Annotated in this window: 27 protein-coding genes; 15 read left to right on the forward strand and 12 right to left on the reverse strand. The window is 34.4% G+C overall.

What is annotated here, in order from left to right; translation table 11 throughout:
* Nucleotides 1–131: 131 nt before the first annotated feature.
* The 11 genes from fliD (at nt 132) to M902_RS09325 (ending at nt 9,891) form a co-directional block, all read left to right on the forward strand.
* Complete coding sequence (fliD, locus tag M902_RS09280) at nt 132–1,499, forward strand: flagellar filament capping protein FliD (protein WP_021267751.1); 1,368 nt, start codon at nt 132–134, stop codon at nt 1,497–1,499.
* Between the two features lie 14 nt (nt 1,500–1,513).
* Nucleotides 1,514–1,903, forward strand: coding sequence for a flagellar export chaperone FliS (fliS, locus tag M902_RS09285; RefSeq protein WP_021267487.1), 390 nt, complete (start codon nt 1,514–1,516; stop codon nt 1,901–1,903).
* Entirely contained in the window at nt 1,903–2,313 is a 411-nt protein-coding gene (locus tag M902_RS09290) for a hypothetical protein (RefSeq protein WP_021267742.1), read from the forward strand. Before fliS ends, M902_RS09290 begins: the two co-directional genes overlap by 1 nt.
* A gap of 108 nt (nt 2,314–2,421) precedes the next feature.
* Nucleotides 2,422–3,120, forward strand: a complete 699-nt coding sequence (locus M902_RS09295; RefSeq protein WP_021267633.1) for a hypothetical protein — start codon at nt 2,422–2,424, stop codon at nt 3,118–3,120.
* A gap of 9 nt (nt 3,121–3,129) precedes the next feature.
* Nucleotides 3,130–4,773 (forward strand): glycosyltransferase family 9 protein, encoded by a 1,644-nt coding sequence (locus M902_RS09300; RefSeq protein ID WP_021267412.1) that lies wholly within the window; start codon nt 3,130–3,132, stop codon nt 4,771–4,773.
* Entirely contained in the window at nt 4,757–4,897 is a 141-nt protein-coding gene (locus M902_RS16525; RefSeq protein ID WP_021267432.1) for a hypothetical protein, read from the forward strand. Before M902_RS09300 ends, M902_RS16525 begins: the two co-directional genes overlap by 17 nt.
* A 9-nt stretch (nt 4,898–4,906) precedes the next feature.
* Nucleotides 4,907–6,580, forward strand: a complete 1,674-nt coding sequence (locus tag M902_RS09305) for a glycosyltransferase family 9 protein (protein WP_021267621.1) — start codon at nt 4,907–4,909, stop codon at nt 6,578–6,580.
* Nucleotides 6,577–7,197: a hypothetical protein gene (locus tag M902_RS09310; protein ID WP_021267712.1), complete on the forward strand. Its 621-nt coding sequence runs from the start codon at nt 6,577–6,579 to the stop codon at nt 7,195–7,197. The genes M902_RS09305 and M902_RS09310 overlap by 4 nt, the downstream gene beginning before the upstream one ends.
* A gap of 23 nt (nt 7,198–7,220) precedes the next feature.
* Complete coding sequence (locus M902_RS09315; RefSeq protein ID WP_021267481.1) at nt 7,221–8,651, forward strand: sensor histidine kinase; 1,431 nt, start codon at nt 7,221–7,223, stop codon at nt 8,649–8,651.
* Nucleotides 8,632–8,994 (forward strand): response regulator, encoded by a 363-nt coding sequence (locus tag M902_RS09320; RefSeq protein WP_021267617.1) that lies wholly within the window; start codon nt 8,632–8,634, stop codon nt 8,992–8,994. The genes M902_RS09315 and M902_RS09320 overlap by 20 nt, the downstream gene beginning before the upstream one ends.
* On the forward strand, nt 8,995–9,891 hold the full coding sequence (locus M902_RS09325; RefSeq protein WP_021267504.1) for an NAD(+)/NADH kinase: 897 nt from the start codon (nt 8,995–8,997) through the stop codon (nt 9,889–9,891). It begins immediately after the preceding gene.
* A gap of 2 nt (nt 9,892–9,893) precedes the next feature.
* Here the strand turns inward: M902_RS09325 and M902_RS09330 are convergent, their stop codons facing one another.
* The 10 genes from M902_RS09330 to M902_RS09375 form a co-directional block, all read right to left on the reverse strand.
* The gene (locus M902_RS09330) at nt 9,894–10,616 is read right to left on the reverse strand and encodes a UDP-2,3-diacylglucosamine diphosphatase (protein WP_084710510.1); all 723 of its coding nucleotides are present in this window, start codon (nt 10,614–10,616) and stop codon (nt 9,894–9,896) included.
* 30 nt (nt 10,617–10,646) lie between these two features.
* Nucleotides 10,647–11,318, reverse strand: a complete 672-nt coding sequence (locus M902_RS09335) for a PilZ domain-containing protein (RefSeq protein ID WP_021267661.1) — start codon at nt 11,316–11,318, stop codon at nt 10,647–10,649.
* A 115-nt stretch (nt 11,319–11,433) separates the two neighbouring features.
* Entirely contained in the window at nt 11,434–12,264 is an 831-nt protein-coding gene (locus tag M902_RS09340) for a flagellin (protein WP_021267542.1), read from the reverse strand.
* 432 nt (nt 12,265–12,696) lie between these two features.
* Nucleotides 12,697–13,530 carry a flagellin gene (locus M902_RS09345; protein WP_021267426.1) on the reverse strand — a complete coding sequence of 278 codons (834 nt, stop codon included), beginning with the start codon at nt 13,528–13,530 and terminating at the stop codon, nt 12,697–12,699.
* A 216-nt stretch (nt 13,531–13,746) separates the two neighbouring features.
* Entirely contained in the window at nt 13,747–13,995 is a 249-nt protein-coding gene (locus M902_RS09350; RefSeq protein ID WP_040314555.1) for a hypothetical protein, read from the reverse strand.
* The gene (rfaE2, locus tag M902_RS09355; RefSeq protein WP_021267700.1) at nt 13,996–14,454 is read right to left on the reverse strand and encodes a D-glycero-beta-D-manno-heptose 1-phosphate adenylyltransferase; all 459 of its coding nucleotides are present in this window, start codon (nt 14,452–14,454) and stop codon (nt 13,996–13,998) included.
* Nucleotides 14,454–15,167, reverse strand: a complete 714-nt coding sequence (locus M902_RS09360) for an RDD family protein (protein ID WP_021267648.1) — start codon at nt 15,165–15,167, stop codon at nt 14,454–14,456. Before M902_RS09360 ends, rfaE2 begins: the two co-directional genes overlap by 1 nt.
* 34 nt (nt 15,168–15,201) lie before the next feature.
* On the reverse strand, nt 15,202–15,924 hold the full coding sequence (locus M902_RS09365; RefSeq protein ID WP_021267584.1) for a 16S rRNA (uracil(1498)-N(3))-methyltransferase: 723 nt from the start codon (nt 15,922–15,924) through the stop codon (nt 15,202–15,204).
* 3 nt (nt 15,925–15,927) lie between these two features.
* Nucleotides 15,928–16,896 carry a 50S ribosomal protein L11 methyltransferase gene (locus M902_RS15955; protein WP_021267626.1) on the reverse strand — a complete coding sequence of 323 codons (969 nt, stop codon included), beginning with the start codon at nt 16,894–16,896 and terminating at the stop codon, nt 15,928–15,930.
* Complete coding sequence (locus tag M902_RS09375; RefSeq protein WP_021267441.1) at nt 16,880–18,400, reverse strand: ABC transporter substrate-binding protein; 1,521 nt, start codon at nt 18,398–18,400, stop codon at nt 16,880–16,882. Before M902_RS09375 ends, M902_RS15955 begins: the two co-directional genes overlap by 17 nt.
* 114 nt (nt 18,401–18,514) lie before the next feature.
* On the opposite strand from M902_RS09375, the gene udk reads away from it, so the two are divergent.
* The 4 genes from udk to M902_RS09395 are packed head-to-tail and all read left to right on the forward strand — an operon-like array spanning nt 18,515 to nt 21,704.
* Nucleotides 18,515–19,165 (forward strand): uridine kinase, encoded by a 651-nt coding sequence (gene udk, locus M902_RS09380; protein ID WP_021267476.1) that lies wholly within the window; start codon nt 18,515–18,517, stop codon nt 19,163–19,165.
* Nucleotides 19,165–20,772 carry a ribonuclease J gene (locus M902_RS09385; protein ID WP_021267502.1) on the forward strand — a complete coding sequence of 536 codons (1,608 nt, stop codon included), beginning with the start codon at nt 19,165–19,167 and terminating at the stop codon, nt 20,770–20,772. The genes udk and M902_RS09385 overlap by 1 nt, the downstream gene beginning before the upstream one ends.
* 18 nt (nt 20,773–20,790) lie before the next feature.
* A complete protein-coding gene (locus tag M902_RS09390; RefSeq protein WP_021267635.1) occupies nt 20,791–21,306 on the forward strand; it encodes a hypothetical protein in 516 nt (171 codons plus the stop codon).
* Between the two features lie 11 nt (nt 21,307–21,317).
* Nucleotides 21,318–21,704, forward strand: a complete 387-nt coding sequence (locus M902_RS09395) for a hypothetical protein (protein ID WP_021267735.1) — start codon at nt 21,318–21,320, stop codon at nt 21,702–21,704.
* Nucleotides 21,705–21,784: 80 nt separating this feature from the next.
* On the opposite strand, the gene ftsZ is transcribed toward M902_RS09395, so the two are convergent.
* Nucleotides 21,785–23,314: a cell division protein FtsZ gene (ftsZ, locus tag M902_RS15960; RefSeq protein ID WP_021267431.1), complete on the reverse strand. Its 1,530-nt coding sequence runs from the start codon at nt 23,312–23,314 to the stop codon at nt 21,785–21,787.
* Between the two features lie 14 nt (nt 23,315–23,328).
* Nucleotides 23,329–24,582, reverse strand: a complete 1,254-nt coding sequence (ftsA, locus tag M902_RS09405; RefSeq protein WP_021267553.1) for a cell division protein FtsA — start codon at nt 24,580–24,582, stop codon at nt 23,329–23,331.
* Nucleotides 24,583–24,651 lie beyond the last annotated feature (69 nt).

Raw genomic sequence — 24,651 nt, forward strand, 5'->3', positions numbered from 1 at the left:
AAATGACGAAGAAGCCTTGCCTAGAAAATTATTCCACTAATGATGCGACGGAAAAAAAACCTCAAGTGTGATAAAATCAGAGTCGGAGACAAGTGTGAAAAGGATTTTCACATTTAAAATCAGGAGGATTTTTGTCGATAGCAATGGGCTCCATTAACACCGGACTTCCTAAGGATATTGTTCAGCAAATTATGAAGGCTGAACGTATTCCAATTCAAAATATGGAAGTACGTAAGGGTAAAGTCGCCGACAAGAAAGCTCTTGTTCAAGAGCTGACATCCCTTGTTGAAGGCATGCGTGGGACCCTCCTCCAAAACGGTAGCGCTAGATCCTTAAGAGAATTAAGCGTTATTGGTAATGATGATATCGTTGGAATAACAGCAGACAAAAACGTTGCAGAGCCTGCAACCTATCAATTCGAAGTAAAACAACTTGCTCAAAAATCATCTGCCATGACAAGTGGATTTGCCGATCCAGAGGAAAGTTATATCGGAGTAGGCTTCATTCAATACTCACTACCAAACGGTGATACAAAAGAAATATATATTGATGCAGATAATGCATCTTTAAAATCAGTAGCCAAGCTAATTAATAGAGATGATGAATCAGGACTTAGGGCCAGCGTAATTAATGATGGCTCAGAATCAGATACTCCGTGGCGCCTGATCCTCTCGCTTAAGGACACAGGTGATATTAATAAAGCAGATTTCCCACACTTCTACTTCGTCGATGGTGAACAAGATTTTTATATAGAATTTGAGAGAGAGGCCCAAGATGCAGTTGTTGCACTTGATGGCTTTGAAATTGAATTACCTGAAAATAAAGCTGCAGAACTAATTCCAGGTGTAACGCTAGATCTAAAAAAAGCGAAACCAGGAGAAGAATTCACAATTAATATCAGTGAAGATGCTGGAAAGATCGGAGAAAAAGTTAAGTCACTAATTGATCAAATAAATGGTGTATTCACATTTATTAAACAGCAAAACACAATGGACGAAACAACTGATACGTCGAGAACCCTTGGTGGAGACATCCTACTTCAGTCCATTGAATCAAGATTAAGAAATGCCATATTTAAGGATATTCCACTAAAAGATGGTAGCACTTCTCGTATCGGAGAACTGGGGATTCAGTTTACAAGAGAAGGTTTACTTGATTTTGATCAAAAGAAATTTCAAACAGTAATGGAAAAAGACTACGACCATATTGCTGAAGTACTAACTGGTCGATATGAAGACGGGACAAAAACTAATGGGTTCATCGACAACCTTAAAGAAACAGTTGGACAACTTCTTCAGTTTCCAAATGGACTACTTTCTTCAAGAAAGAGATCACTAGAAAATAATATTGAAACAATTGATAGAAGGATTGCTCAAAGAGAGAACATGCTTCAACAAAAAGAGAAAAACTTAAAAGATAAATTTTCACGCTTAGAAGGAACCATGTCTAGGATTCGCTCTCAAGGTGCTGGCCTTGGCGGACCTCAGCCAATGGGGTAATTAAGGAGAAGTAAATGAGTTACGGTTTAGGAGCCTACAAACAAACATCTGTTAAAACAGCTAGTAAAGAACAAATCTTACTTATGCTTTATCAAGCTGCTATTAAAAATTGCAAAAGGTCAATTGAAGCAATTGAGAAGAAAGATATTGCTGGAAAAGGACAATATATTGGTAAGCTTCAGGATATTATTATCGAGCTTAATAGCAGTCTAGATTTTGAAGTTGGTGGAGATGTAGCTAAAGAACTTTCTTCACTATATGACTTTATGCTTTTTTCAAGCACACAAGCAAATATCAAAATTGATAAAGAGCCACTTAAAAGTGTGTTAGAAGTTCTGACTACTCTTTATGAAGGATGGCAAGAGGCCGTTAAGCAACTTAGAGTTGAACAGAAGGCCAAGTAATGGCAACAATGGAAGTCTTTAACAAGATCACCAGACATCTAGACCTCATGGGGCTTCTTGTTAACTCAACGAAGTCCATGATTAACTCATGTCAAAATAGCCGTTATGATCTGGTTGAACAAATTTCAGAAAACAGAGAAAGATTGATTAATATCATTCGCCTTCTCCAAGATGATATTGAAAGCGAACTGCAAAATAATAAAACCGTTTATCCACAAGAAGATATGGATATCTTCAAAGCATGGATTGGCGATGTTACAGAACTAGTTCAAGAAAACCAAAGACTAGATAAAGAGTGTTTAAATCTCTTGGCCAAAGCAAAAGAGTCAACTACTAAAGAGATCTCAACAGTATTTAAAAAGCGTCAACAATTCCAGGGTTACAACCTGAACAATGTAAAAAACAGGTAATACTAGACCAGTTTGCCCCCTTAATCGAAACTATAGTATAATGTGGTGGAGCTCTAGGATAGAGCTTCACTTATACAAAAGACCATTGGGCCTTAGGACGAGGAAATTATGGAATTAATAAAAGAATCAGCACAAGCAATTCCTGCAAAATCACTTTCTTTTTTAGATATTCACTCTTATGAGATTAAGCAATCTCGTAGTAATTTGAAAGTACCCGTTATTAATGGTGTACATCTTCATTCGAACTATCACCCAGCAAAAGAAGCTAAGAAATTAATCGCCAATATTGAGCATCAACTTAAAGAAAATAAAAATTTATTAATACTAGGTTTAGGATTTGCCTACCATGTTTACGAAGCCTGTAAGCTTTTAGAAACCTACCACGGACAAGATTACAAAGTTATTGTAATTGAACCAAATGAGCAAACATATACAGAATGTATAAAAAACAACCTTTTCCCAAATAAGAATATTGAAGTCTATGCGACAGATAATGTCGAAAGCATTTACAAAGAAAAGAATGTCGCTTCATTCTTGTCACAGAAGCCAACAATTCTAACACATGCTCCGTCGTTCTCACTCTACAATACTTTTTACAAAGCATTCTTAGACTTTGAAGCAAGTGACAAGATCAGCGATTGTATTGAACATATCAAGTCGAGTGAACTGAAGGCACTTTTATATAACGCTGAACAAGACAAAAGTATTGATCAATATATTGAAAGTAGCATTTATCAAACAAACCAATTTAAAAATAAAAATGATTTTTTACTCCTAGCATTTGATGCAGTTATCAAGCAAGGATAAGAGGAATAGATGAAAGATATACTTATTATCAACTTCAAAAGACATGGTGATATTTTCCAAATGGGAAGACTTATTTCTTCCATAAAGAATAATAATCCTGATGCTAACATTACTGTTTTAATCAATAAAGAATTTGATAAATCGGCCAAGCTTCTTAACGGTGTAAATAATATTATCTCTTTAGATAGGAAGAAGATTGTAAGCTACAAGAAAAACAAGATCTATTCAAATGGATTTGCTCTTGATGAATTTGGTAAAACTATAAAAGAGATTAATAAAAGCTGGAATTTAGTAATTAACTACTCTAATGATCGAATTTCAACAAGTCTTGCATCATACCTAAACAAAGATTTCAAAGGAATTCAATTCGATTTAAATTGCAATGTAAAGTATTCAAACGAGTGGGCCGTCGTTTTCAATGATGTATTAACTCAACAAAAATTTGCACCACTTAACTTTAATGACTGCTATCACAAGATGGTAGGTATTGAAGAGAATAATTCATTCAATGCTCTACATGTATCAAATGAATATAATAAAATTTGTCACCAAAACTTTTTAAAGATGAGAAAGGCCGAAGGTAAAGTTGAACCAAAACTAGTTGCAATTCAACTAACAGCATCAAATATTAATAAAATGATTGAAAGGCAAGAGCTTATCAATTTGATTAATAAGCTAAATAGCAAAGAAGACACAATTCCACTTTTAGTTATAGCACCTACTACTGATGAAAGATCCTATGCTAATAAAATAAACTTAGAACTCGATAATAAAGCCGTTACTATTGAAGCTCAATTCAGTGCTCTACCTTCAGTTTTAATTAATTGTGATCTTCTAATTACACCTGACACTGCCATCAAACATATGGCCGACATCTTAGATGTACCTACAATTGAGCTGTCAATGGGACCTTCTCCATTTTTAAAACAAGGGTCAACAAATCAAGAGAGCATTATTATTACACCAAGAGTAAAGGATCGTGACTTTGCCTATGGACCAAGTGCACATACAGAAAAACAAGTTAGAAATAATGAAATCATAAAGTCTGAACATATAGTTTATGCACTTGATAAGTTCTTTCTCAATAAAGATGTTAAGAAGCTAGAAAACACTGATGTTTCGATATATCAAATCAGACATGATGAACTAGGTGTATTCTACAAGAATATAGAAGGCCGCATGGACACAGAGATCGAACTTGAAAGATATCTTTCAAGAGATTTCTTGTATCGTAAAATCGAAAGAAATTCTTTATCAGGTCATGGTATTATAGAAAGTGACCTAAATTTTACTTCAAATTGGATAGAACAAGCACAAGCAGAGCTTTTAAATTCTTCAAAGCACGTTTTAGCTGCGATAAAAGCGACTCTGGCACAAGATGCCGTTAAACTACAGCATAAATTAACAGAAATAACTTCATACATGGGACGCACATCCGATTACTGTGCACTACCATTTTTATTTTATAGAGCAAAAATTAATAATATCGAAAATCCGACACTACCAGAAGTTGAGCATATTTTAATCGCATTAAAAAATGACTTACAAATACAATTTGAACAAATCAAAGAGGTTTCAAATCTAATTAGAGAAAGTCGCAGTAGATTACGTCAAGAATCTACAAAGGAATTATTAAATGAAGCAAGATCCTAACACTTTAAAGACAGAATTCTTTAAAGAACTTGAAAGAATACAAGAGAAACAAGTTAAAAGAGAAAACTTGAGTGAAGATGATATGTCATTTTTATATCTATGCTCTGTTTTAGAAGAGGAATAGGAGAAATCTATGAACGCCTTAAAAAATGAAGCGGATACAAAAAAGACTATAGCCATCATTCAAACAACTCGAATTGGAGATCTTCTACAAACATCACATGCAGTGAAGCTGCTTAGAGAAAATCATCCCGACTATAAAATTATCTTAATTGCGCGTAAAAAATTCGCTACACCGATTATGTTCTTACTAGAAAAAGTCTTTGATGAAGTTATTTCTATTGAGCATAAATCAGCAATGGTAGGCGTTGATAATGTCAGAGAGGCGCTTACAAACCTAAAAAAGCAGCTCAAACAAATAAACGATCAAAACATTGAGGTTTCGATTAATCTCGCATTTTCAAAGTCTGCAACCTATCTTCATTCATTAATAGACTCAAAAAATAAAGTCGGTCCTCATTTTAATGAACTACATGAAAGAGTGATTACGGATAGATGGTCGCAATATCTTTACTCCACAGTTATGAGAGGAGACCTAAACCCATATAACTTAGTCGATCTATTTTCTTCAATCATCGGTACGACAAAGAAACTTACTCACTTAAGTAACAAAGAGTTTTCCAATAAAAAGAAAACCAATTTATTAATTCATCCATTTGCCTCAAACGAAAGAAAAATGTGGAAAGCAAATCGCTGGGTTGAGGTTATATATCAAACGCTTAAAAAAGATGATCAAGTTAAAATTTATATTTGTGGTGCCAACCAAGACCAAAAATCAACAGATGAAATATTAAATTCAGAGCTTATTAAACCGTATAAAGAAAGAGTTGAAGCTTGGATTGGTCTCGATTTAAAAGAGCTATATACTAAAGTAGACAACTCATTTCTATTTGTTGGCCATGACTCAATGATTGGAAACCTATTAAGCTTCAAAAACATTAAGACTCTAACAATTTCTCTTGGTACGGTTAGACCACATGAAACAACTCCCTATGCATTAGACAACTATAATCTAGCACCAAAAACAGAGTGTGCGCCATGCTTTCCTAAGGATGAATGTAAGGAGTACAAATGTCATAACGATGTACCTTACAACATCACACATCAATGTATTGGTCAGTTATTAAAGAAAAATAGAATCGATATCGAAGAACTCAACAACTCGTGTTCTTCCCTCTCACTTAGCAGGGTAAAACTATATCAATCAGACATGCTTGATAATGGTGATTTAATCATTAACGAATTATTACACAAGGAACAAGATGCAAAAGAAGTTATGCGAAATTTCTATCACATTGCGTGGACTAGCATTTTTACTGAAGTTAACACTAGCATGGATATCCCTTCTTTTAATCTTCAAACTAAAGCACAATTGAGTACACATATTAAGGGAATTGAGACTCTATATGAGCTTTCGGAGTTCGGGAAAAAATACTCAAGATATATTATTGAAGAAATTAGTAAGAATACTCCTAGTTTGGAAGAAATTAAAAAATTCTCGGCAAAGCTGGATGAAATTGATCGTTTAAGTGATCTTGTAGCGACTTCTTATCCTCTGCTATCTCCTGTAATTGATTTTGCAAAAGTTGCAAAGAACAATCTACAAGGAAGCAATCTTGTGAACTTATCAGAAGCTGCATTCTACACATATAATGAGATCTCTCTTATGTGTAGTGTTCTTTACGAATTCTTCGAAAAATGCTCACTCATTAACAAGGCCAAGCAAGAGGCAAGGGAAAATATATGATCACATTAGAACTAGGAAACGATAGCTTTTCTTTGGATGGAAATTCAATTTCCCTTAGACAGGCCATAACAGCAATTGAAACAGATGGTATTTCAGCAAATGAGTCAATTACAGGAGTACTCATTGAAGGTAAGTCATTTCCAATTAATGAAGTTGGTGAGCTGCTAGACTACACACTAGAAGAGTTGGGGTATCCTAGTCTTCAAATCAAAAACTCATATGAATTAGCATTTGAAGCACTAGAAGATTGTAATCGATATATCGACGAGTTAATTGATAAGATCTTAATAACGACTGATGAATTCAATAAAGGCAATATTGATCAGGCAAATCTCTTCTTTGCTGATCTAATAGAGTTACTTGATCTTTATGTTCACTTAATCACAAGAATTCATGCGACTGCAAGAAAAGCTAATAAGGATTACTTTACAAATAAAGAAGTTATTAAGAACCTTGAAATCCATCTCTTTTCAGTCATTAAAGCACTAATACCAGCTCGTGAAAACAATGATATTGTGATGCTTTCCGACTTGCTAGAGTATGAACTAATAGATAACCTTAAACAGTGGAAAATAAAAGCAATACCACTCATTCAAGAGTCAAAAATAAATTTTTAAATATCTATACTGATAAGGCTGTCTTGGAAAATAAGTTTCAAGACAGCACTTTTATAACGACTTCAAAAAAAAACTCACAATTACAAATAAAAAAAATCAACAACTCCGAGATTGAGCTCAAGGTTAATAGTAAGAAATTCGTTCTATTGAATTCACAAGATTTCGTACTCGACAAACTCCGCGATTCCATTGAGCTTCTTTCAAAAGTCGAAAAAGAGTACCAATTTAAAAAGAAGGATAATATTCGTTCATTTCTAAAATACTTAACGACTTCGGAAGGTTTAAACGGATTTAGCTCGGCACAGATTTTGATTCATCAAAAAGGCACAACCAATATATATTCAATCACATACAAGAATGATGAATACTATGAAGCCTATCAAGAACCAACATTCTTCAACACACTCTTTGCCAAGGTAAGAAAGAGTAAAAACAAATCATTTGATCAAAAAGAATTATTAAATAAAGATATTCAACTTGATGGGCACTTCTTGGCGAAAGAACTTTCTTTTCGTGATTACAACCTAATTATACTTTTATCACGTAATGATCTATTTCCTATTGCTGATATAGATCGATCTATATTTAATGATCTAATTACCAAATCTATTCCCAAATTATTTAATATTATTACAATTGAGAGTAGCAGGCATTCTAAACTAGAAAGTGATCGAATTTTAAAAAACTTCCCTATCGACTCATTCATTATTGAAGAAGACAATGTTCTAATTAATCAAATTGCAATTGAAGACCATCAACAAGACACAAGTTCTCTACATCATGAGAGAATTTTGTTAATGGGAGAATTGTTAAACACTCTTAGACACGAACTTAGTAATCCTCTATTTGGTATTGATCTGTCACATAATTTACTTATTGATCAGACCAATGATTTAGATATTAAAGATACACTCTCTCATATTTCAAATAGCGTGAAACGATCACAGGCAATCATTCAAGAGTTTTCAAATCTGTATAAAGATGATGAAGAGTTCACTTCAATTTCGTTAAAGAATTTAATTTCAGAAACTATTATTTTAACTAAATCCGAGTCTCGCTCTCATAAAGTAAACTTCCGAATGGAAAATGATATTGAAATAATGTCTAATGGAACACTCTTAAGCCAAGTTATATTCAATTTACTTATCAACAGTTCCCAAGCACTGAGTGAGAATAAAGTAGAGAACTCAAAGATAGACATTCTCATTAGCGAGTCATCTCAAAATATCCTTATCGATATAATAGATAACGGGCCAGGAGTACCAGACAACCTAAAGAGTAATATCTTTAAACCGTTCTTTACAACAAAAGAGACAGGAACGGGTCTAGGGTTGGCAATTTGCAAAAATCTAACAAAGAAAATCAATAGTGATATCTCACTAGTTTCCAACAACAACGGTGCGCACTTTCAAATAAGCATCCCCAAGGTACACAATGAAAATCCTAGTCGTTGAAGATGAGCTACTAATTCAAAAAACTATTGTTACATTACTAAGGCGAAAAGGCGTAGAAGTAATGTCTACAGCAAGTGGTAAAGAAGCAATCGAACTTATTAAATCTAATAATTATAACCGAATTATTTGCGATTTAATGCTTCAAGATATTACTGGTTTTGATATAATAGAAGAATCCAAAACAAAGTATAATGAAGATGAAATATCAAATATATTCTACATAATAACAGCTTATAGCTCTGAACAAATTGTAGAACGTGCTTCATTATATGGATGCAAAGTAATTCAAAAACCTTTTGATGATATCAATAACTTTATAAATGAAGTTACAGTAGAGGAATAAATGGCGTTAGCAAACAAAGTAGCAATTATCTTAAAGCCTAAAGTGGTCTCAGAGTTTACAACCGTCCTACCAAATCTAACAAATTGGCTTAAGAGAAGAAAAGTTGATGTATTCTTTGAAAAATCACAAGAGGCAAGAATCTTAAAAATTTTTAAGAATTGTAAATCTGAAGATTTTAACTTCATAAGTAGAGATAAAATTACTGATAAGTGTAAAATTCTCATTACTCTTGGTGGCGATGGTACTCTTATAGGCGCAGCAAGAACTAAAGATATAAAAAAGTTAAATATCTTTGGAATTAACATGGGAAATCTGGGGTTTATTGCTGAATTTGCTAAACATGATTTTTACGATGGCCTAGAGATGGCCCTTAAAGGAAAACTCAAAACTCGTAAAGTTCAGATGTATCAAGCCGAGATCACAAGACCAGGACAAAAGAAAATTAAGCTTAACTTTTTAAACGATGCCGTGATTACAAAATCAGGTATTTCACGAATGTTTAATCTCGAACTCGAAGCAAATGGCGAGAGCATTTATAACTTGGCCGGTGATGGCCTCATCGTCAGTACACCAATTGGTTCCACTGCTTACTCTTTAGCAGCAAATGGACCAATCTTACATCCTAGTGTAAGGGGAGTTGTCCTCACACCAATTTGTCCACATGCTCTTACTCATAGGCCAATGGTACTACCTGATAATGAAACCTTAAGTATTATAATTCCACGTGGTCAAGACGATATCTACTTAACAATTGATGGACAAAAAGAATTCAAACTTGAACCAAAAGATGAAATTCAAATAAAGAAGTCTAGAAGTAGTCATGTAAACTTCTACATTAATGAAGAAAGAAATTATTTTAGAACGTTAAAAGAAAAATTCAAATACGGACGTCGTTAATTTTAACCTAGTACTTTAAATTGATATTTTTCATTAATCATCAAATATTTATTTGAAGAAGGAACATAGCCACAATTATAATATGAAAATGTTTCAGTTATAAACTCATCTTGATAGTGACTGTGTCCACATATTATAACATCAACATTGTATTCATTTGAGGCAATCTGAGCACTCTTTCGAAATTTATCTCGTATACTTCCATTGAGTTGAGTCTGTCCGTACCTTTTCTCATTACGTTGTCTACTTTTATGAGATAGATAATCACCTATTGCTTTCACAATTTTATAATTAAAAACATACTTAGAAATCAAGGCCAATGGATAACTTCTAATAAATGCACGCCAAACCTGGTAACTAAAATTTTCTATTTCAATTTCATCACCATGACAAAAGAGAACCTTTTGATTATTAATTATTTCAACGAAGGGTTTAGTCTTTACAATAATCCCATTATCAGTAAGTAAATCTTCAATGTGAAAGTCATGATTACCTTGGACATAATAAATTGGTATACCAAGAGAAGTGATTTCCTTTACTCTATTAAAGAACCAATCATATTGCTTTTCGTATTCCTGGTAGCTTCCAACCATTAAATCAAAGATATCTCCTAGAAAATAAATACGATCATTTTCATTAAAATTTATAGATAGAAATTTTTTAAGATATTCAGAATTTTTTTGATCCCATTTCACGTGGACATCAGATATCACAAAGCTGCTCATAAAAATATCATATCGGAATAGCACAGATAATCAAAGAAGATCTTTCATTAGTTTGTCACAACCATTTTGTAACTTCTTAACATGTTTACGAAAATCTGGATTATTCTCAATTGCTACTGCGATACGAAAGGCACCATATGGAAATCTAGATATTTGATAAGGTTTTATTTTCTTCTTATTAACGACATTTCCTTTTACATGAATTTTTTCATTTCCAAAAACAACTTCAAAATTTAGAGTTTGATTCTTTCCACTAAAGATCTGCTCATATTGAGAAGCCCCTAAGACAAATGAAACTCCGCCTTCGCTTATATCAAAAATCTCATACTTAATATTTTGAAAACAACTATAGAGTGGGATGAGTGGCTCGAAACGCTCATATTCTCTTCTCTCTAATCGCTTTTCTTTAATTGGATATGAAATTTCAAGACTATTACCATGTGAAGCATTTAGCTCGCTGATAAAGATCAACTGCAAATCGGGAATATAAAATTTCAGCAGACCTGGTCCTCGTACGAAGTGTGCTAAGCTATCTCTAAGGCCATCTTCAATCGATAAAAAGATCTGTTTAGAAAAGGCATTGAGGCTTTTAATTTTAACTGGAAGCCTAACAATATTATGACTAATAACATCCCAAATTATGACTTCACTGCCTTCTTTGATGGACTCGATAATATCTTGTTCAAACTTCTTTGTATTCATTTAGCTCTCAATTCCTATATCACTTCTTCCGTCAAAAAATACGGTCTCGCTTCTCTCCTGCGCGAGACCGCTTTAATTATTTAAGAAAGGAGTGGAGGGATGTCCCCCATTTTTATTAACCTACTAATCTAAGTGCAGATGAATTAATATTATTAGCTTGCGCTAAAGATGCAATTCCTGCTTGCTTAGCAATATTAGAAGAAGCAAGTTGCGATGACTCATAGGCCACATCTGCATCTTCAATTACCGATCTAGAAGCATCTAGATTCGTTGCCTGAATCTCTAAATTGTTTACAGAAGACTGTAGTCTTGACTGAACAGCACCGAGATTCGCTCTTTGCTCTGATAAGCTCGTAATAGCTTCATCGACATTTTCCATCGATGATCTAGCATCATCTTTGGATGCGACACTTAAGCCAGAGATATTGAGAGCTGATGCTGTAGCGTTCGTCTGAGATGGATCATATTGAATCTGTCCATTCTCACCTGCAAAAGTACCTACCTGAATATCCATTTCTGAACCCGACCCATTAAGTAATGATAGGGAACCAAATTTTGTAGACTCTGCAATACGATCTACCTCTTTAACTAATTGTTGATATTCTTTATCTAGAAAGCCACGTTCAGTATCACCAATCGTATCAGACGCAGCTTGTACTGATAGCTCTCTTAACCTTACTAAAATATTACTTGTTTCATTCATGGCCCCTTCCGCGGTCTGAACCATCGAAATACCATCATTTGCGTTTCGAGATGCCTGACGTAAGCCCTTTACCTGAGCTTCCATATTCTTAGCGATCGCTAAACCGGCAGCATCGTCAGCAGACTTATTAATCCTCTTACCACTCGATAATTTCTGCAGGGCCTCTCCAGAGGCTTTTCCTGTCTGTTTAATGTTTTTCTGCACCATTTGTGCAGCTGTATTAGTTGCAATACGTAAACCCATTTTTTTCTCCTTTCCTCACGTCCTACTAAATATAGCTTTCAGACAAAATTAGTGTTCACAAATACCTGTTCGTTACACTCGGTTAAATACTTTAGTGGATACCTCGGATAATTTAAAAAAAGTAGAAAATATCCTATAAACTCAAGTAGTTACAGATCAAGATATCAATAATAATTACTTAAAACTTGGATAATAATCGACAGTATTTTTTGTCACTAATAAATGATTAGGATCATATTTTGAAATAGGTATTATGAATATAATTAGGACTGAGCGATCCTCTCTCCTGAGTTTCTGCTCTTTCAAGATTCTAGTGGGCCACGTGAAAGCGTGGTCTATTTTTTTACTTCAATATTCTTACCATAGAAAATAATAAGGGCCTTCTAAAGAAGGCCCTTACTTTTAGATGTTGCTTTCGATTTAGATTTTTACTTAACCGATCAGTCTTAGTGCAGATTGGCTCGAAGCGTTTGCTTGCGAAAGAACAGAAGTTGCAGAACTAGTAAGGATATTCGCCTTAGCTAAGTTTGCAGACTCTGCTGCTACATCAGTATCTCTAATACGTGAATTAGCGGCACTCATATTCTCATTAGAGATTTCTAGGTTATTAATTGTAGACTGTAGTCTATTTTGTAATGCCCCTAGTTCCGCGCGTCCACCTGATACAGATGTCATTGCCTTATCGATAGCTTCAAGGTTAGATTGAGCGTCACCTTTTGTTGCAACAGAAAGACCTCCAATTCCTAGATCTTCTGTTTTAACTGATACTGCTGATGGCTTGAATGCAATTCTGTCATTTGTCTCATCATTATTAAGACCAATTTGGAATTCCTTATCTTCACCTTCACCGTTAATTAGTGTCGTTCCGTTAAACTGTACTGACTCTGCAATTCTATCAACTTCTTTTGTTAGTTGTTGGAATTCTTTATCAGTAAATTCACGTTCAGTATCACCAATTGTATCCGATGCAGACTGTACTGAAAGTTCTCTTAAACGAACTAAAATATTTGATACTTCGTTCATTCCACCTTCAGCGATCTGAATCATTGAGATACCATCACCCGCGTTTCTTGCAGCTTGTTGAGTACCTCTAATATTCGCTCTTAACTTTTCAGATATCGCAAGTCCTGCAGCATCGTCACTGGCCTTATTAATTCTTGAACCTGATGAAAGTTTGTTTAAAGATTCATCTTGTGTTCTCTTAACTTGTCCTAAACTTCTTTGTGCTGCAATTGACTGTGTGTTCGTGTTAATTCTTAATCCCATTACTATTCTCCTCGAATAAGCAACCTCCTTGTGTAATTAACGCTGAAACTCCTTGTCTCAACAAATAAAATCCCAAAACAACCAGACCCATCTGGCTGCAATACCCATAACGGTTACTCGGAAATATTCTTGAGAAAAAAGTGGAAGATATTTTACTTTTTTTTAAGATAACCAATCATTCAAATCAAGCATATACTCGACCATTTCAGTCGGTGATTAAAAATTTCTTTCAACAGGAAAGCGATTTTTTAATGAAATATTAATAAATACAAATTCAGTGTTGGCAACATAATGTTTACTACGAAGTTTCGTAGAATCGATATTTGCATCATTAAATTTTATTAGAACAGGATAGCCGAACTTTAATGTGGCCTTAATTGTTTTTAAGATATGAGCTAATGCCAATTCGGTATCAGAAATATCATTCGAAATAATCGCGATTTCATTTAGAAAATGAATATACACTTAAGAGCGGCCTTGGATCTTTTCAATTAGATTAGTCGTTGAGTAGCCATCTTCAAAATTCAAGCTTAAAACTTGTCCACCATTAGCTGTAACAATATCGTGACCAACAATTTGATCAATTGCCCAATCTCCACCTTTAACAAGGACGCTTGGTAGAACAGCACTTATCAGATCATAGGGTGTATCTTCATCAAAAAGAAAAACCTTATCTACAGACTTTAAGTTTTCAAGCATAAACAGACGATCGCCTTCTGAATTTACAGGACGATCTTCACCTTTTAAGCGCTTAACACTACTATCTGAATTGAGTCCAATAATGAGAATATCACCAAGTTTCTTCGCTTCATTTAAATACATTAAATGACCACGATGAAGAATATCAAAGCAACCATTAGTGAAGACAATTCTCTTCTCACTAAAGTGACTCTCTACAAATTCCTTGGCCTGTTGATATTTCATTACTTACTCTTTTTTAAGCTATTTCCGAAGAACTTCTTATCTAACCCCAATATATATGGAAGCCCTAGAAGCGGGATTGATATAAACTCAAAAAGAGTTCTTTCAATAATCGTATTGAATGCTGCTTCATTTGATAGCTTTGGCTTAAGTCCACAAATATATTGTCCTAATGTAGGTCTATAGACAGATGTAATACGATAAATAATATGGATTAGTACAAATAGTGCAATTAGAAATCTATAGTTTGAGTTTAGAAGCGTAATTTCAATAAATGACTCTATTGGAAGTCCACTTACTAAAAACATTGCGGCCAAAGTAACAGCAAAAATAACAAGAGACACACTCATATCAATTACGTAAGAAGTAAATCTTCTTGTAATAGAAACATCTTGTGACTTATTCTTTATTTCAATTTCACGGTTTACTTTAGGAATTTCAGACTCTGTACCTTTACGATAAAAAGCTTCAAGTTCAGAAGGAACACTCATCTCTTTTTCGCGACCAAGAACTTTATTGAAGTTATTTACATGTGATTGTGATGGAGTAACTTCAACACGTGCACTTTTTAAAACTTCTTTACTGGCCTTTCCATGATGGAAACCAAGACCTTCATTAATAGGTTTAAAAGGAATATCTTCAATTCCAAAGTCATCAAAGTCTTCTAAGTCATTTAAGCGAATTGGTTTCTTACTATTTTGTGATTCTAAATTCATCCCTGGGCCCTCTTATAATAGGATGACACATTTTTTATTTAACATCAAATTTTCCAAGTACATAGCCTACGATAGTTAGGACTGCACTTTCTGTTTTAAGAATAGGTGTTGCAAGTTTAAGTCCCATAACATTATTCTCTTTTAACATTAACTCTTCTTCACGACTAGAAAGTCCACCTTCTGGTCCAATGATAATTAAAATACGTTTATCTTTTATACTGTCAATACTTTCAATATCCATACCATTTGAACGAGATAACGTCGTTAAAAAAATATAATCGTATTGATGAAAGATTTCGAATAAAGCATCAAGACTTGCTGTCTCGTGATGTACAACAGGAAAGTAAGGATTATTTGATTGAATAAGCGAGCTTTCAATAACCGAATTCACTCGATCAAGATTCTTTATTGACCAATTTGAGTAGTCCGCTTGAAAAGGATAAATTTCTGAGATACCGACTTGTGTTGCGTTCTTAAGAGAGCTTTCAAAAGCTTCTCTTTTAGGAAGCCCTATTGCTAAATCGATATGTGTGAACTTCTCAATCTTCTCAAATGCTAATACCTTTAGTGAAACTTCACGCTTCGTGCAGTTAATCACTTCACTTGTATAGCGTCCACCTTTTCCATCTAAAAGTAGTACCTCATCACCCTTTTTAACCCGTACGGACTTAATTAAGTGATGGCTACGATCATCAGAAAAGCTAAGTATTCCATCGATTGATGGAGAGAGATCATCTCGAATATAAATAGCGCGCATGAATTACTCCTTTCTTAGAAGAATTGCAGACCAATCACCTTTAGATAATACATCGATTTTCTTTAAAGATTTATATTCTTCAATAACTGCATCAACTTGTTCATTTAGAATACCGGAAAGGATGATATGGCCCCCATCAGCCAGTGAGTCTAAAAGTACTTCTTTTTCAGATACAAGAACATGCATAAGAATATTAGCAAAAACAAGTTTATATTTGTCATCTAGATTGAACCGTTTTCTTGCAATAAGACGATGACCATTTAGACGGTCTTCATTCAAATTCAACTTAAGGTTTTCGTGACAATTATCAAGAGCAGCAGGATCAATATCGACAAAGTCGACTAACATATCACTTTTCTTAATAGCACCTATTCCTAAAATACCTGAACCACAACCAAAGTCTAAACAAAGGTCTTTCTCTTTAAAAGAGTCCTTTACCGACATAAAGTGCTTTAGACACAAGTATGTTGTTTCGTGTTCTCCTGTGCCAAAGCCCATTCCTGGAATGATATAAATATTATTATTATTTTTTTTATAATCTTCTTCTTTGAACCACTCCGGAATAACACTTAGTTCAGGAGTTACCTCAATTGGAGCATAGTGCTTTTTCCATACTTCATTCCAGTCTGAATACTCCTCATCTTTAACTTCAATTGTTAAGTCCATCCCATCAATTGCTTTCGCAAATTCATGGGCCCTATTAATATCTCCCTGAAAAAAGAAATAATTAAACTTCTTAACATCTTGATCATCTGAGATATCAACGACTTCATCAATTACTGATTCAGGGACATCTCCACCAGAATATGCTCTCTCACCAAGAATCTCATCAACACGCTCTTCTTCCATTGAGAACTCTTCAATTCCATCAACTTCAAATTCATTAAGAGCGATCTTATTCACCTCTTCACATTGTGAGCTACTTTGAAATTCAATCGTTACAATTTTAAAGATTTCAGTTTTTACAGACATTCTCAATTTCCTTTAAGACTAGAAAATTTCCATTAGGATAAATTTCTTTAAGCTTTATACACTTACTCATCACCCAAATGACATTTGGATGCCATAAGCTAATATATGGGTATTGTTCGTTTACTACTTGATTGGCCTTCTTATATAGAGCGACTTCTTTTTTCTTATTGATAGTCTGTTCGGCCTTCTTAATTAAATTATCAAAATCCTTATTATCAAAAAAGACACGATTTGCACCTTTTGGGGCCATATTTTCAGAGTAAAATGCGAATTTAAGCATATCCTGACCTGTAAATCCTACCCAGCGCCCTAAATAAAGATCGTATTCTCCTCTTTTAATGCCTCTAAGGAAAGTTCCCCATTCTTGAGGTACGACATTTACGACTAGGCCAAATTTCTCAAACTCATTCTTAATAATTGTCACTAATTCTTGTTGAAACTTATTACTACTCGTCTTCCAAGTCAGAGAAAAAGTCTTGCCATTATTATCATACCAAACACCATTTTTTCTCTCAAAACCTGCTTTATTAAAAAGCTCAAAGGCCTTTTTCGGATTGAAGTCATCCACAGGTGTATCGATATAAAAATTCTTAAATGATTCTGCAAAGAGTCCATTTGAAGCAACAGCATTATCTTTAAACTTATACTTAATAATTTTAGTTCTTGGGATAAGGTGACTTAATGCCTTTCGCACATTTTTATTTTGGAGAAGCTCTTTTTTCTGATTAAGTCCAATATAATTATAGTCTGTCCCTAGAACCTTCTGAACATTTACATCACTATTCTTTTCTAAGTAATTTACTTTTCGAGGAGAAATATTGGCGACAGATAAATCGATCTCACCTTTAATCAGCTTTAATGAAAGAGTTGTCTCATCTTTTACGACAACAAAGTTCAGATCGTAGTGATCTGCTTTTAACGATTTTAAGTCAATTTGCAAAGGTGCAATCTTTGCAATCTTATAGTCACCCGCGCCGATGATATCTGACATTTCAACTTTCTCAAGTTTTTCATAATTAGGAATTTGGATAATTTTAAATAATACTAAATTTGGTAAGTGATCAAGTCCAAAGCCCTTATAGATTAATTCAAAAGTAAGCTCATCGATAATTTTAACCTCTTTAATATTTCCAAAGGCAAAACGGAATATCGATTTAATTTTCTCTGTTTCTGTAAAATAAAAATGAGACTTTTCCACATCTTTCGACGTCAAAGTTGCACCATTTGAAAATTTAAGATTTGATTTTAGTTTGAATCGAATCTTATATGAATCTACTGTACGATATTCTTTGAATGATTCACACAATTGGCAAATCGGCTGCATATTACTATCAAAATCAATAAGTGAAGCGTTAACAAGGCGATTGATATTTTGTGAATTTGCATCAGTTGAAAAAAAAGGACTCAAGCTATTTGGAGATGACGAAATTGCGATATTAAGGCTTGCGCCATAACCCATTGAAGATAGGAAAATAAATAGTAAAAAAGATAAAAATCTAAACATCGAATATCCCTGACGAATGACACAAATGTAATTATTATAAGATTATCACCTCTTTTATTTGATGTGAACTCAATCTATGTTAAGTTACTGAAAACATTAAAACAAAGGTCATCTATGAAGCTAATTGGAATCACTGGTGGTTCAGGTTCAGGAAAAACTACTTTTGCTTCAAAAGTAATTTCAAAACTACCAAAAGACAAAGTGTCTGTCTTATCAATGGACTCTTACTATCTACCAGAGCAACCAAAAGAGCATTATACAAAATCAGGACGACCAAATTATGACCATCCGAAAGCATTTGACTGGGCACTCCTTCAGGAACATATCACGGCACTAAAAAATGATGAATCAATTGAAGTTCCAAACTACGACTTTAAAACTAGTAGTCGTACAACTTCAACAACAACTTTAAATCCAACTCCAGTAGTTCTTTTTGAAGGTATTTTTACTCTCTTTGATCAGGAGATCAGAGAGAAACTAGATATTCGCTGCTTTCTTCATGTCGAAGCAGATATTCGTTTTACTCGTAGACTTAATCGGGATGTAGCTGAAAGAGGAAGAAGTTTAGAAAGTGTTATCAATCAATACTATGACAGTGTACGGCCAATGTATGAAAAATTCCTAGCACCACAGAGACAGTATGCTGACTTTATTGTTGGTGAAGAGACTGATGTTGCATCTGAGATTTTAGCAGCTAGGCTTTCGCAGTTCATTGATCATAATAAGGAATTCGAACTACTACTAAACACAACGAAAGGATCTTAATGTCTAGTTTAAATATTTCACCTCTTGGTGGTGTTGGACAAATCGGATCTAATGCGACTCTAGTTTCTTATAAGAATACCAATATTATTATCGACAGTGGAATTCTATTCCCCTACGAAGACTGCTTTGATATCAATTATCTTATTCCTGATTTAAAGAATATAGATATTGACATTAATGCTCTCATTATTACTCACGGACACGAAGATCATATTGGTGCAATTTCACATTATATTGAGAGGTTTCCTGAGGCAGACGTCTTTGCCCCAACGTTTGCAAAAGAGCTTATAGAAGACAAATTGTCGTACTTAGATCTTTCAAAAAAAATCAACAAGCTTGAAAGTAAACTTGTTATAAATGAAATAGAAATTGACTCGATTCATGTTAACCATTCAATTCCAAACACAAAGGGAATCCATCTTGGAATCAAAGAAATTGACACTGGTATTCTCTTTATATCGGACTTTAAGTGTGACTTTAACTCTGAATTTGAAGAACCTATTGAATTAGAGAAGATAAATTTATTATCAAAGAACTACAGTAAGCGACTTGCGATGCTAGATTCAACAAATATCGTAAGCAACAACGAAAGAACGACTTCAGAATCCGAACTTAAAAAGGATCTATACACTTTTATATCAGAAGCAAAAGGACGAGTCTTTATCACATGCTTTGCTTCTAATATTCATCGTCTACAATCAATATTCAATATCGCAAAAGAGCTTAAATTAAAAGTAGTTCCGTATGGCCGCTCTTTACTAAAATACACACAAATTGCTAGAGATTGTGAAATCTTTAATGATCATGGCATTGTTCGTGAAGTTGAAAGCGTAAATGACTTAAAAAAGAAACATATTATTCTATGTTCAGGAAGTCAGGGTGAATTTAGAGGAACAGTAAAGAGAATTACAAGTACTAGTGATAAGTATTATAAGTTAAATGAAACAGATACTTTTATCTTTAGTTCAAAAGCAATTCCTGGAAATGAAAAGAAACTAGCACTTTTATACAACGAAATTACAGAGAAAGGTTGTGAGGTAATCACTCACTATAATGGTTTAATTCATGCTTCAGGACATCCAGGAAAAGCTGACCTTAAAGATGTTTATGATAGCTATCAACCTACAATAGCTGTTCCTATTCACGGAGAAACTTATTTTATAAGAAAACACTGTGAATATATCAAATCAATTCTACCAACGGCTGAAGTTATCGAAATTAAAAATCACGACAACATCTCAATATCTTTAAATGGTAAAATTAAAATTAATCACTCACAAGAAATCCCTCCGATTCTCATTCATGGAAATCGTATTGTGATCCAAAGAGAGAAGATCTCAGAAAGACGAAAAATGGCAACGCTAGGTACAGTCTTCGTTTCTATATCGAAGAATAGTATTGCTCGCTCCCAGCAAAGAGTTCACATAACGACCATGGGAATTCCATATGAAGAAGAGCAAATTAGTCAACTACAAGAAATTTGCTTTGATTACTTCAATGAAAAGGGAACTATTGATCAACGAAGTGAACGTATTCGAGTAGCGGTTAGAAGATATTTTCAAAATATCCTTGGATATAGGCCTCTGGCCATTGTTCATATTTGCTAACTCCATTAAACTAATTACATGGACAACTCGGTTATCATCATTGCATTACTTGTAATCATTGCGATTGCGCTTTTTCTACTTATAGGCGTCTTTGCATTTATCGCATTTCGAAAAGAGATTCAAAAAGAAGAAACTCAAGACGGAAAACTCACGGATAAGATAAACAGCTTACTAGAAAAGAATAAGCCACAAGAAAAAATTCTTGGGTTATGTAGTATTTGTGAAAAAGAACTCGTTGAAAATGATTACTTTAATGTCGACTCTCTTCATCTTTGTCGCGATCACTTCAATCTGTATTCGAGACATGAATGGGTAGCAATTACGAACGAGAGAACAACTAGTGATACACCTGAAAAAGGTGTCTATATTTATAATTTTAAAAAAGAGACTTGGGATAATGATAAAATTCCAACCTTTATTCTATGTGAGTACAAAATTGATGTGGAAAGTGACTTGATCGAAACCTATGTTCAATTACATGTGCAAAAAGAAATAGAAGATGAAATGAGACAAAGACTTAAAATACAAAAATAAGGGAGAGCGTAGTGAACGATCTAGAAATCCTAAAAGGCCAAATCAATCAAATCATGGAAACAAATAAGCCAAATGTTGTATTCGATTCTAAGCACGATCGATTAATAAGAGATTGTGAAAAAGACTTAACTTCAGCTGGCTTAAAACAAAAAGTATCTTATACGATTGATGCACTTATGCCTGAAAAAAGAGATTCAAAATTTGGAGGCGGGCAATTTAGTCGCTGGCAGTATGAATTAAGTTGGCAGGATTGGGAAGGAAACTTCAGACTTGTCCTAAGAAATATTCCACATAATAATTCAAAACTTCTCATTAAGCTGCCAGAAGATTTTAAGATTGATACGGCAGAACTATTAGAACCTTTTAAATCAAATATTCTTAAAACAATTTCTTTATAATTTTATATATTTTAAAAAAGAAAGGGCCCTATTGAGGGCCCTTTTTTTGATGTTTCCATCAATATACTTTGGGGGGAATCCTATCGCTCTACTTGGCGAAAAGTTTCATTTCCAGAAGTTTGTGGAGTCTCCTCTTTTCTTAAATAAGAAGGAGTATCAAGTTCATCTTCATCAAAGTTGATAAAACCAAGTTTTTCAGCAATTGATTTAGGACGATCAGATTTTTCAGCAGCAGAATTATTACCTGTTAACACTTTCTCATTTGCCCATGGATCAACTTCAGATTTAGATGCTTCGTATTGAGATGCAGCCTCTCTGATTGAATCAGTTAAGCTAGGTCTTTGAGAAGTCTCTGAGTTATCACCATCAAATGAGTGAGATCTTGCTGATTCTTGAGCTTGTTGCTCACGTTGTGCTTCCACTTGAATTTCTCTCATCGCATCTACTTGTGGGTTCGATTGAATAGGAGCTTCATGATAAGCAGCTTGTTGTACAGTTGGTTGTACTACTGGTTGTTCAAAAACTGGCTTTTCTTCAACTACAGGAGTAGCTGGTGTCGCTGGTGCCACATATACTGGTTTAGCTTCTTGAACAACAGGTCTTCTAACCTCTTGTTGTGGAGCCACATTAACAGTTGCTTCACGTCCACCAAGTCCAGTTGCAATAACAGTAACCTTGATATTATCTTCAAGTTCATCATCAACAACTGATCCAAAGATTACTTCAGCATCTTCATCAGCTGCTTCCATAATTAGAGTCGCTGCTTCATTGACTTCATGCATAGTCATAGAAGAACCACCAGTGATATTAATGATGATACCTGTTGCACCATCAATTGAGATATCCTCAAGTAGTGGTGAAGAGATTGCTTCATTAGCGGCCTTAATTGCTCTATCTGGCCCTGAACAAAGACCTGTACCCATTAGAGCTAGACCTTTATTAGACATAACTGTTGAAACGTCAGCAAAGTCAGCATTGATATGACCAGTCGTATTGATTAGGTCAGAAATACCTCTAACAGCATTTAATAAAACTTCGTCAGCTTTCATGAAAGTTTCAACAAGAGAAAGGCTTTCACCAGCTAATTGAAGAAGTCTCTGGTTTGGAATTGTGATTAGTGAATCAACATTTTCCTCAAGAGTTTGAATACCTGTTGATGCCTGTCTCATTCTCTTCTTACCTTCGAAGATAAATGGTTTAGTCACAACACCTACAGTTAGTGCACCTAATTCACGTGCAAGTTTTGCAAGTACAGGAGCTGCACCAGTTCCTGTTCCACCGCCCATACCGGCAGTAATAAATACCATGTCAGATCCTTCAAGAACCTGGCTAAGCATTTCATACTCATCTAGAGCTGCTTTACGACCAACTTCAGGGTTTGCCCCAGCTCCAAGACCTTTTGTTAACTCAACACCAAGTTGTACTTTAGTTGGTGCAAGGTTAACTGCAAGTGCTTGTGAGTCAGTGTTAGCAACAATATATTCAACACCAGTTAGACCGGCCTTAATCATTGTGTTTACGGCATTACACCCACCGCCACCAACACCAACAACGCGAATTTTCGCGCCTTCAGTTAATTTTAATTCGTTGTTGTCAGAAATTTCGAACATAAGTTCCCCCTTATTTAAAAAATTTCTCTAAATACTGATTTAATAGACCCTGATAATTTACTTACAATATCTATTTGATTAATATCTTCTTCCTCTTCTACGTCTACTTCCTTACCTTTTGAAGCTTCAAGTAGAAGACCTAAAACTGTAGAAAACTTTGGGTTTTGCATAATATTTGTCATGCCACCAAAAGCGATTGGAAAACCAATTTTAAGTGGACGCTCTAAAAGGTACTCACCAATATCTGGCATTCCTTTAATCATTGCACCACCACCAGTTAGGACTACGCCACCACTGATGTCATCTCCTAGGTTCTTTTCTCTAATTATATTTTTTATAAGATCAAATAGTTCTTCAGCTCTTGCTCCAAGTACATTTGCAACTGTATTTAGTTGTACTTCTCTTGGCTTAGTTCCAGAGATACCTTGTACTGTTATATGTGCTGATTGATTAACCTGTTCAGGTAGAACAGAACCATGGTTAATTTTAATTCTTTCTGCTTCTGCATGTGGGATCTTAAGTGCTACAGCAAGATCATTTGTGAAATGGTTTCCTCCGACAGGAATAACTTGTGTATGAACAAGGGCCCCATCTTTCCAAAGAGCAAGATCAGTTGTCCCACCACCAATATCAACAAGTAGAGTTCCCATTTCTTTTTCTTCAGGAGAAAGAACAGATTCAGAAGATGCAATTGGTTGAAGTGTAACATTCTCTACTTTTATCCCAGTATGCTCCACACATTTAACGAGATTTTGAATTAGTGAGATTGAACCTGTAACAATATGTACGTGGGCCTCAAGTCGAGTTCCACACATACCAATTGGATTTTTGATTCCAGTTGTATTATCAACCTTATACTCTTGTGCAATAACGTGAATGATTTCACGATCACTTGGCATAACAACTGCTTTAGCAGCTTCAAGTACGCGATCAACATCATCTTGTGAAATTTCATTACCTTTTACAGCAACAACACCTGAGCTATTAAAGCTATAAATATGGCTACCAGCAATTCCAATAGTTGCACTATGGATATCAACTCCGGCCATTAGTCTCGCTTCTTCTAAAGAATTATGAATTGAACGGACCGTTTTATCGATATTTACAACACTACCCTTCTTTAAACCATGACTTGGATGAGTACCAATACCAATGATTTCAAGCTCGGCTTTACCAGTGTTTTGATTAGAAATATTTTGGATACCTACGATTGTGCAGACTTTAGTTGTACCAACGTCTAAACCGACAACGATGTTTTTTTCTTTCATTGAGAATCCTTTCTCTAGTTTTTTCTTACAGAATCATTCTGTTAATAAAGAAATCTAACGGCAATTTTT

Origin of the sequence: Bacteriovorax sp. BAL6_X, assembly GCF_000443995.1 — a bacterium.
In the GTDB taxonomy this organism is placed as follows: domain Bacteria; phylum Bdellovibrionota; class Bacteriovoracia; order Bacteriovoracales; family Bacteriovoracaceae; genus Halobacteriovorax_A.

Excerpts from the sequence above, each read along its gene's own strand:
- M902_RS09310 (WP_021267712.1), top strand. The coding sequence starts at position 6,577 with ATGATCACATTAGAACTAGGAAACGATAGCTTTTCTTTGGATGGAAAT.
- M902_RS09345 (WP_021267426.1), bottom strand. The coding sequence starts at position 13,530 with ATGGGATTAAGAATTAACACGAACACACAGTCAATTGCAGCACAAAGA.
- M902_RS09305 (WP_021267621.1), top strand. The coding sequence starts at position 4,907 with ATGAACGCCTTAAAAAATGAAGCGGATACAAAAAAGACTATAGCCATC.
- M902_RS09290 (WP_021267742.1), top strand. The coding sequence starts at position 1,903 with ATGGCAACAATGGAAGTCTTTAACAAGATCACCAGACATCTAGACCTC.
- M902_RS09330 (WP_084710510.1), bottom strand. The coding sequence starts at position 10,616 with ATGAGCAGCTTTGTGATATCTGATGTCCACGTGAAATGGGATCAAAAA.
- M902_RS15955 (WP_021267626.1), bottom strand. The coding sequence starts at position 16,896 with ATGTCTGTAAAAACTGAAATCTTTAAAATTGTAACGATTGAATTTCAA.
- M902_RS09390 (WP_021267635.1), top strand. The coding sequence starts at position 20,791 with ATGGACAACTCGGTTATCATCATTGCATTACTTGTAATCATTGCGATT.
- M902_RS09335 (WP_021267661.1), bottom strand. The coding sequence starts at position 11,318 with ATGAATACAAAGAAGTTTGAACAAGATATTATCGAGTCCATCAAAGAA.
- M902_RS09320 (WP_021267617.1), top strand. The coding sequence starts at position 8,632 with ATGAAAATCCTAGTCGTTGAAGATGAGCTACTAATTCAAAAAACTATT.
- fliS (WP_021267487.1), top strand. The coding sequence starts at position 1,514 with ATGAGTTACGGTTTAGGAGCCTACAAACAAACATCTGTTAAAACAGCT.
- udk (WP_021267476.1), top strand. The coding sequence starts at position 18,515 with ATGAAGCTAATTGGAATCACTGGTGGTTCAGGTTCAGGAAAAACTACT.
- M902_RS09300 (WP_021267412.1), top strand. The coding sequence starts at position 3,130 with ATGAAAGATATACTTATTATCAACTTCAAAAGACATGGTGATATTTTC.
- M902_RS09295 (WP_021267633.1), top strand. The coding sequence starts at position 2,422 with ATGGAATTAATAAAAGAATCAGCACAAGCAATTCCTGCAAAATCACTT.
- M902_RS09340 (WP_021267542.1), bottom strand. The coding sequence starts at position 12,264 with ATGGGTTTACGTATTGCAACTAATACAGCTGCACAAATGGTGCAGAAA.
- M902_RS09385 (WP_021267502.1), top strand. The coding sequence starts at position 19,165 with ATGTCTAGTTTAAATATTTCACCTCTTGGTGGTGTTGGACAAATCGGA.
- ftsZ (WP_021267431.1), bottom strand. The coding sequence starts at position 23,314 with ATGTTCGAAATTTCTGACAACAACGAATTAAAATTAACTGAAGGCGCG.
- M902_RS09360 (WP_021267648.1), bottom strand. The coding sequence starts at position 15,167 with ATGAATTTAGAATCACAAAATAGTAAGAAACCAATTCGCTTAAATGAC.
- M902_RS16525 (WP_021267432.1), top strand. The coding sequence starts at position 4,757 with ATGAAGCAAGATCCTAACACTTTAAAGACAGAATTCTTTAAAGAACTT.
- ftsA (WP_021267553.1), bottom strand. The coding sequence starts at position 24,582 with ATGAAAGAAAAAAACATCGTTGTCGGTTTAGACGTTGGTACAACTAAA.
- rfaE2 (WP_021267700.1), bottom strand. The coding sequence starts at position 14,454 with ATGAAATATCAACAGGCCAAGGAATTTGTAGAGAGTCACTTTAGTGAG.
- M902_RS09325 (WP_021267504.1), top strand. The coding sequence starts at position 8,995 with ATGGCGTTAGCAAACAAAGTAGCAATTATCTTAAAGCCTAAAGTGGTC.
- M902_RS09375 (WP_021267441.1), bottom strand. The coding sequence starts at position 18,400 with ATGTTTAGATTTTTATCTTTTTTACTATTTATTTTCCTATCTTCAATG.
- M902_RS09365 (WP_021267584.1), bottom strand. The coding sequence starts at position 15,924 with ATGCGCGCTATTTATATTCGAGATGATCTCTCTCCATCAATCGATGGA.